Origin of the sequence: Olsenella uli, from assembly GCF_016900775.1 — a bacterium.
Classification (GTDB): domain Bacteria; phylum Actinomycetota; class Coriobacteriia; order Coriobacteriales; family Atopobiaceae; genus Thermophilibacter; species Thermophilibacter uli_A.
In genome coordinates this window covers 1-7,278 of record NZ_JACJKN010000028.1, presented here as the reverse complement: position 1 = coordinate 7,278, position 7,278 = coordinate 1, and the positions used below count along the sequence as shown (strand labels likewise).

The 7,278-nt window shown below is 68.9% G+C and carries 5 protein-coding genes; all 5 read right to left on the bottom strand.

Features of this window, described 5'->3' with window-relative positions:
• Positions 1 to 273: 273 nt before the first annotated feature.
• The gene (pknB, locus tag H6A23_RS11065; protein ID WP_204832228.1) at positions 274 to 2,304 is read right to left on the bottom strand and encodes a Stk1 family PASTA domain-containing Ser/Thr kinase; all 2,031 of its coding nucleotides are present in this window, start codon (positions 2,302 to 2,304) and stop codon (positions 274 to 276) included.
• Between the two features lie 129 nt (positions 2,305 to 2,433).
• Positions 2,434 to 5,334, bottom strand: a complete 2,901-nt coding sequence (locus H6A23_RS11060; RefSeq protein ID WP_204832230.1) for an FtsW/RodA/SpoVE family cell cycle protein — start codon at positions 5,332 to 5,334, stop codon at positions 2,434 to 2,436.
• Positions 5,335 to 5,389: 55 nt separating this feature from the next.
• Entirely contained in the window at positions 5,390 to 6,706 is a 1,317-nt protein-coding gene (locus H6A23_RS11055) for a Stp1/IreP family PP2C-type Ser/Thr phosphatase (RefSeq protein WP_204832227.1), read from the bottom strand.
• Positions 6,703 to 7,116: an FHA domain-containing protein gene (locus H6A23_RS11050; RefSeq protein ID WP_204832226.1), complete on the bottom strand. Its 414-nt coding sequence runs from the start codon at positions 7,114 to 7,116 to the stop codon at positions 6,703 to 6,705. The genes H6A23_RS11055 and H6A23_RS11050 overlap by 4 nt, the downstream gene beginning before the upstream one ends.
• On the bottom strand, positions 7,113 to 7,278 hold a 166-nt coding region (locus H6A23_RS11045), incomplete at its 5' end, for an FHA domain-containing protein (protein WP_204832229.1). The genes H6A23_RS11045 and H6A23_RS11050, both read right to left, overlap by 4 nt.

The window sequence follows — 7,278 nt, the reverse complement described above, 5'->3', positions numbered from 1 at the left end:
CTCGCTCGAGAATCGCGGCGCTCTCGGGGATTGACGAGGGGGCGACGGCGGCGTAGGTTCGGCTCATCAGAGATTCCGGGCGGAGGCCCCTACACCACTTTTCGCGACACTACCACGCGCTGTCAGGTTAGTGGGCGCAACTACCGCGATTCTCTAACGCGCCACCGCGCGACGGCTGCAATGACTGGAAAAGCCTAAGCGGTCTGGCGGCGCGCATGAGAACGGCGGCCGGACCCTGTGAGGTCCGGCCGCCGCAAAGGGATGTGCCGCGTGCTAGTTCTTGCTTCTGCCGTCGGGGCTCGTCTCCTCGGAAGGCGGATTGGGGTTATTGCTGTCGGTCGGCGTGCTGGGGTCCTCGGTCTCGTCACCGTTGCCGCTGTCGTCCGTGGAGGGCCGCTGGGTGGTCAGCACGATCGTGGAGCCCTCGGGCGCGGAGGTGTAGGCGGACTGGTTGCTCACCACGCCGTCCGCGGAGGAGCCGGAGGCGAGCTGCACCACAAAGCCAAGGTTCTGGAGCTGGGCGCGCGCGTCATAGTAGTTCTGGCCCACCACATAGGGCACGTTCACGTTCTCAACGGGCTTGGGGCCGCTGGAGACGGTGATCGTGACCGTGGAGCCCACCTCGGCGGTGTTGCCGGGCGCGGGGTCGACGGAGATGACGTTGCCCTCGGCCACGGTGTTGCTGTAGTCCCACTGCACCTCGACGTTGAACTCGCCGTCACCGCTGGAGAGGCGCTCCTGCGCGTCCTCGTAGTAGTCGTTCACCACGTTGGGGATGACGGCCGTGCTCGCGCCGGAGGAGATGTGGTACGTGATGGTCTCGCCGACGTTGACCTCGGTGCCCTCGGGCGTGTCCTGGCTGCAGACGTGGCCCTTCTCCACGGAGTCGCTCTCCTGGTCCTCGCCCTTGCGCCCGACGAGGTTGTACTTGGCGAGCTCTGCCTCCACCTGGTCCTCGGGGAGGTTGGTGAGGTCGGGGACCTTGACCTTCTCGGCCGGGGCCTCCCCCTTGGAGACGCGGATGTCAATGGTTGAGCCCTCGGGCATCGCGCGCGTGGCGAGCGGGTTCTGCTCGTAGACGAGCCCCTCCTCCTGCGCCGTGGTGTAGCCGGGCTCCACCTTGCCGACCTTGAACCCGTTTGCCTCGATCTCCTCGATGGCCTTCTCCTGGGTGAGGCCGATGAGGTTGGGGACCTGCTTGGTCTGCGTGCCGGAGCCAAAGATCGAGAAGAGCGCGACGGCCGCCACGGCCACGACGACGATGGCGCCAATCACGCCGAGGATGACGTTGCGGCGGTGCTTGCGCTGCCGCTCGGCCTCCTCCTCGGCCGCCTGCTCCGTGGCGCTCTGCGCGCGATAGCGGTTGGTGCGCTCGACGCGCGGGATCGAGGAGGTGCTGCCCGTCGCGGGGATGGCGCCCGTCCCGCGCTCGAGCTTGTTGGTGGGCTGGACGGGCAGCATGGCGGTGGCGCTGTTGACGGCCTGCATGCGGCCGGCAAGGTAGTCGCGCAGCGTGCGATAGAGCTCGTCGGCCGTCTGGAAGCGGTCGGCGGGGTTCTTCTGCATGCACTTGAGGATGATGGACTCGAGCGCGGGGTCAACGGCGGGGTTGAGCTGGCTTGGCGGCTTGGGCTGCTCGTTCACCTGCTTCAGGGCCACGGTGATCGCATCATCCCCCTGGAAGGGGACCTGCCCCGTGGAGGCCTCGTACATGACGATGCCGAGCGAGTAGATGTCCGTCGTGGGACCGAGCTCCTTGCCCTGCGTCTGCTCGGGGGAGACGTAGTGCGCAGTGCCCAGCACGGAGTTGTCCTGCGTGAGGTGGCTGTTCTTGGCGCGCGCGATGCCGAAGTCCATCACCTTGATGTTGCCGTCCGGCTGCACCATGATGTTCTGCGGCTTGATGTCGCGGTGGATGATGTCGTGCTTGTGTGCCACGGAGAGCGCCTGCGCGATTTGCGAGCCGATCTGCGCGACCTTCTTGCAGTCGAGCGCGCCGTGCTTGCGGATGCCGCTCTTGAGGTCGGTGCCGCGCAGGTACTCCATGACGATGTAGTACGTGTCCGCGTCCTTGCCCCAGTCGTAGACGCTCACGATGTAGGGGCTCTGCAGGGCCGCGGCCGCCTGCGCCTCCTGCTTGAATCGCGCGGCGAAGGAGGGGTCTGCGGCGTACTGGGGCAGCATCGTCTTGATGGCCACGGTGCGGCCGAGCACCTCGTCAAGGCCGCGGAAGACCGTTGCCATGCCCCCCGTTCCGATCTTGTCCTGCACCTGGTAGCGTCCGCCGAGAATCATCCCTGGCATGCTCAACTCCTATCCTGCTCGCGGCCGTGCCGCGTCCCCTTTTCTGTGCGCCGAGGGCGCGTCCTGCTCTGGTTCTGGTTCGTCTGTGCTTCGTTGGTCAGTGTGTCGTTTCTTCCTGTCGCGCCCCCATCAGCTGCCTGCCCCGGATGACTGCACGGCGAGGGACCGCGCGAGCACCCGCCCGGCGAGCGAGGCCGCAAGGCCCTCGACGTCCTCCCCCTGGCCCTCGACGCAGATCGAGATGACGAGGGTGGGGTTGTCATACGGCGCAAAGCCGATGAAGAGCGAGTTGATGGTGCCGTCGCCGACCTCGGCGGTGCCGGTCTTGCCGGCCACGCGGGTGCCATGGACCTGGGCCGCCGTGCCCGTGCCCTCCTCGACGACCTCGAGCATGGCCTCCTTCACGAGGCTCGCGGTCTCGGCGGAGACGGCCTGCCCGAGCGAGCGGGCCTGGGTGCGCGAGGTCTCCACGCCCTCCGGGGAGAGCACGTGGTCCACCACGTACGGGTCCATGACCACGCCGCCGTTGGCGATGGCCTGCGCGACCATGGCGTTCTGCATGACGGTGGTCTGCGGGCCGGCGGGGCTCTCGTGCTCGCCCACGGGCTGCCCGCAGGCCGCCCACGCGGTCTCCCACTCCGTCATCTCGGCCGGGTCGGGCATGAGGGAGGCGGTGCACTTGAAGTCCTGCCCCACGCTGCGCCCGTAGCCGAAGGCGTTGGCATAGCTCACGAGCGTGCTCGCGCCCACCTCAACGCCCACCTGGCCAAAGGCCGTGTTGGAGGAGACGGCGAGCGCGTCGCGCAGTGAGACCTCGCCGTAGTCGGCATCGTGGTTGTTGGTGACGGGCGCGCCGCCAATCTCCAGCTCGGCGCTCGCGTCGTAGACGGTGTCGAGCGTGGTGGTGCCGGAGTCGAGCGCGGCGGCCAGCGTGAGGGCCTTGAAGGAGGACCCGGGCGGGTAGAGCACGCCCGTCGCGCGGTCGAGAAGCTCGCCGTTGGTGCCCGAGGCCATGACGGACTCAAGGTCGTCGACGCTGTAGGTGGGGTTGGAGGCCTTGGCCAGCACCGCGCCCGTCTTGGGGTCGAGGATCACGATGGAGCCCGTGTAGCCCTGCAGGACGTCCTCGGCGGCGCGCTGGATGAGCGAGTTGATGGTGAGCGCCACCGTGGAGCCCGGCTGGTCGACGCCCGCGAGCGTGTAGAGCGCGCTTCTCCAGTTGGAGTAGTCTGCGTGCCCGGTGAGCGTGTCGTTCATGGTCTCCTCGATGCCCGAGGTGCCGTACTGCGTGGAGATGTAGCCCACGGTGTGGCGCGCGAGCGTGCCCTGCGGGTAGCTCCTGAGGTAGGTGCCGTCGGCCTGCTGGATGCTCTCCGCCAGCGTCACGCCGTCGGAGGTGATGATGGCGCCGCGCTGCACGTAGGCGCTCCGGGCGATGGTGTGGTTGTTCGTGGGCAGGTTCTGCACGCGCTCGGCGTCAATCTGCATCACGTAGGTGAGGTTGGCGATGAGCACGGCAAAGAGTAGCGAGAAGACCGTGATGAGGCTCGTGAGGCGCTTGCCGAGCGCCACGCGGCCCAGCACGCCGGACTCCGCCGTGAGCAGCGAGAAGCTGCCGCGCGCGTGGCTGCCGTGGACGACGGACGCCGCATGGCCGCCCGCCTTGGGGCCGCCCACGAGGGAGAGCGCCGTGCCCTGCGCGCCCTTCTCGCCGGCAAGGCCGCTCTCGATCTGGGCGCCGCGGCCGGTGCCCTCGTCCCCCGCGCGCAGGAGCAGGCCCACGATGATGAAGCTCGCGAGCAGCGACGTGCCGCCCTGGCTCATGAAGGGCAGGGTCACGCCCGTGAGCGGCAGGAGCTTGGTGACGCCGCCCACGATGAGGAAGGCCTGGAAGCAGATGGCGCTCGTGAGGCCCACCGCGGCGAAGGCCGAGGTGTCAGACTTGGCGCGTGCTGCCGTGGCAAAGCCGCGGACGCACAGCAGCAGGTAGAGGATCAAGACGCCCGCGCCGCCGAGCAGGCCCATCTCCTCGCCGATGGCCGAGAAGATGAAGTCGCTCTCCACGACGGGGATGGTGTTGGCCAGCCCCTTGCCGATGCCGCGGCCCACGAGGCCGCCGTCTGCGAGCGAGTAGAGCGACTGCACGATCTGGTAGCCGCCGCCCGAGGCGTCCACCCACGGGTCGAGCCAGATGTTCACGCGCGTCTGCACGTGGCCGAAGAAGTTGTAGCAGGCCACGCCGCCCACGGCGAGCAGCAGCAGGCTCACCACGACGTAGCTCACGCGGCCGGTGGCCACATAGAGCATGATGAGGAAGAACGTGAAGAGGAGAAGCGCGCTTCCGAGGTCGGTCTCAAAGGCCACGACGAGCAGGCTCACGCCCCAGACCACGAAGAGCGGCAGGAGCATCCTTGCGCGCGGCAGGCTCACGGGCCCGATCTTGCGCATGGAGGCCGAGAGCGCCTCGCGGTTGGCGGCGAGGTAGAAGGCCAGGAAGAGGACAATCGCGATCTTGGCGAACTCGCCCGGCTGGAAGCCAAAGCCCCCGATGTAGATCCAGAGCTTGGAGCCGCCGCGCTCGGTGCCGATGAGCATGGGCAGGATGAGCAGGACCACGCCGGCGATGCCGAGCGTGTACTTGTAGTTGGCCAGCCGGTCGAGGTTGCGCACCACCGCGAGCACGACGACCATCGCCGCGATGGAGACAAAGAGCCAGATGACCTGGTTCACCGCGAGGTCCGGCGCGAGGCGCGTGAGGAACGTGATGCCCGTCCCCGAGAGCGCAAAGACGACGGGCAGGATCGCGGGGTCGGCCCCCGGCGCGAGGAAGCGTATGGCAACGTGCGCCGCGGCAAAGGCGGCGAAGAGGCCCAGCGGTACGCCCAGCGTGGCCAGGCTCAGCTGCGCCGTGGTGGTGACCACGTACATCGCGTAGAGCAAGATGACGGGCACCGCCGCCAGAAGCAGCAGGAAGAGCTCGGTGTTGCGGCGCGAGAGCCCGCGCGGCTCGGGCGAGGAGGGGACGGCCATGGCCTCGTACGCCGCGCGCGTGCGGGCGCCCGAGAAGTGCGTTCTTGTCGCCATGTCACTCGCCCCCGTTCGTCTCTGCGTCGGTCGTCTGCGCCTCGGCGGGCGGGGCCGCCTGATCGCCCTGGTCCGCCTGTCCGGCATCCGCCGGCGCGGACGTGCCGTCCGCCACGGGCTCGCCGTCCGACTTGGCGCCCTCGGCCACCTGGGCGGCCTTGACGGCCTCCTCGTCTATCTGGCGGTGGTAGGAATCGATCGTCTCGAGCGCCGCCTCCTCGCCGTTCACGCGGATGCCCTGCTCGAGCTGGTCCTGGACGGAGGCGGGAAGGTCGCTCACCTTCACGGCGCTCGTCCCCACGAGCTCGTTCAGCGGGATGCCGAGGACGTCTCCCTTGATGCCGCGGTAGATGGCGACGGTGCCGCCGTTCTCCGCGAGGTACCACTCGCTGCGGATGAAGGCAGCGGTCACGAGAAACGCGGCGAGAAGAACGCCCGCCACGGCGCCCGCGATCATGGCCGCGCGGCGGATGAGGTGACGCCTGACCTCGTCGGCGACGCCGTCGTTGGTGACGTCCACCACGATGACGGTGACGTTGTCGGCGCCGCCCGCCGTGAGCGCGGCCGAGACGAGGTTGTCGGCCGCCTGCTGGGGCGTGGCGCTGGAGACGGCGACGGACTCGATCTCGCTGTCAGAGATCATCGACGAGAGGCCGTCCGAGCACAGGATGACGCGGTCGCCGGTGTTGACCTCGAGGGAGAAGTGGTCCGCGTACATGTCCGGGTCGGAGCCCAGGGCGCGGGTGATGATGGAGCGCGAGGGGTGCGTGCGCGCCTCGTCGGCCGTGATCTGGCCCGAGTCGACGAGCTCCTCCACGTAGGAGTGGTCGTGCGTGACGCGCACGAGCGTGCCGTGGTGCAGCACGTAGGCGCGCGAGTCGCCCACGTGGGCCACGGCCATCTTGCTCTTCTCGATGAGGATCGCGGTGGCGGTGCAGCCCATGCCGGGCTTGCCGATGCCCTCCTCGGCACCCTTGATCACGGCCTGGTTGGCCGCCTCGACGGCCGCGCCGAGCAGGACGTCGTCGGCCGTGGCGGGGGCGCGCTCGCCGATGGTCTCCACGGCGATGGAGCTTGCGACCTCGCCGGCCGCGTGGCCGCCCATGCCGTCGGACACCACGAAGAGCGGCGCGCGGAGGAAGAAGGAGTCCTCGTTGTGGCCGCGGACCAGGCCCACGTCGCTGCGCGAGCCCCAGGAGATAAACCCGTTTGAGCCGGTGACGGTGTCCGCGCCGGCGCGCCCCTCAACGGGGATCTCGGCGCGGCCGGGGGCGTTGGCGGGTTCCGTGGCGGCGATGGCCTGAGACTCCTCCGTCATCCGCGGCTCACCCTCATGATGGTGTCGCCCACCTGGACCTCGTCGCCCTCCCTCAGCGTGACGGGCTGGGCGATCCCGTGCCCGTTGACGAGCGTGCCGTTGGTGGAGCCAAGGTCCTCGAGCACGAGGGCCGGGCCCTGGAGGGTGAAGCGGGCGTGCGTGGACGAGACGTAGGGCTCGTCGACCACGATGTCAGACGAGGGAGAGCGCCCGATGACGACGGGCCCCAGGATGTCCACGTGCAGGCCCCTCAGCGAGCGCGTGCCCTTCTCCACGTCCACCGACCAGATCGCCGCGTCGCGGCGCTGCCCGCGCACGAGGCCCACGCCTGTCCGCATGACGGCGAAGAGGAAGATGTACAGGACGACGACAAGCAGGACGCGTCCCACAAAGAGGACGAGATCGATCATGCGCGCATCTCCCTGAACTCGAGGTTCACGAGGCCGAGCGTGATGAGGTCGCCGTCGCGCAGCACGCAGTCCTGGACGTCGACGTCGTTCACGAGCGTGCCGTTGGTGGAGTTGAGGTCGGTGATGTGCCAGTCGCGCCCGTCAAAGGAGAGCTGGGCGTGG